This window comes from Pseudomonas sp. EA_5y_Pfl2_R50 (genome assembly GCF_963970475.1).
Taxonomy (GTDB): Bacteria; Pseudomonadota; Gammaproteobacteria; order Pseudomonadales; family Pseudomonadaceae; genus Aquipseudomonas.
The window spans coordinates 1-504 of sequence record NZ_CAXAPT010000129.1 but is presented as its reverse complement, the minus strand read 5'-3'; the positions used below and the strand labels follow the sequence as shown (position 1 = coordinate 504).

At 64.9% G+C, this 504-nt stretch carries 1 protein-coding gene; it reads right to left on the bottom strand.

The features are described from left to right. Window positions 1-504: hypothetical protein (locus AACY19_RS27050; protein WP_339454562.1), on the bottom strand; the 504-nt coding region annotated here is incomplete at both ends.

Here is a 504-nt window from a genome sequence, read left to right as displayed (position 1 = left end):
GGGCGAGGGGCAAATCGTTACCTGGCTCCGCGCGTCGCCACAGCGGTGTGCCGGGAACATGGCGGTCGGCAGCCGCAGGATCGGTGTCGAGCCGGACAGTGCGTACTATGCCGCCGTCTTCGGATGTCCACGGAGTAGAGCGCGAAAGGTCGGTCAGCAGTGCGGTGGAGATCAGGTTGCCGGCGATTTCGACCGGAGGGGCCGGCTGGTCGTCGGGTGCTTTCGGGTCGAAATACCAGTCCGTCTCCGCCAGCTTGATATGCGGCTGCGACGCCTGCTTGATCCGCTTCAGGTCGCGCATCAGGCTGGGGCCGTTCTGCGGCGCGAAATGCCAGCGTCCGTCGAGCAAGGCCAGCTTGTCGAGCAGCGCACCACTGCGCAGTGCCACGCCATAACATCGACGATCGGCATTCCACGCGTCTTTGATCGCGCAATCGAATCCGTCGGCAATGTCGAGAATGCTGCAGCGTTCCAGCGGCAGCAGGCTCTCCCCCTGGCCGGGAA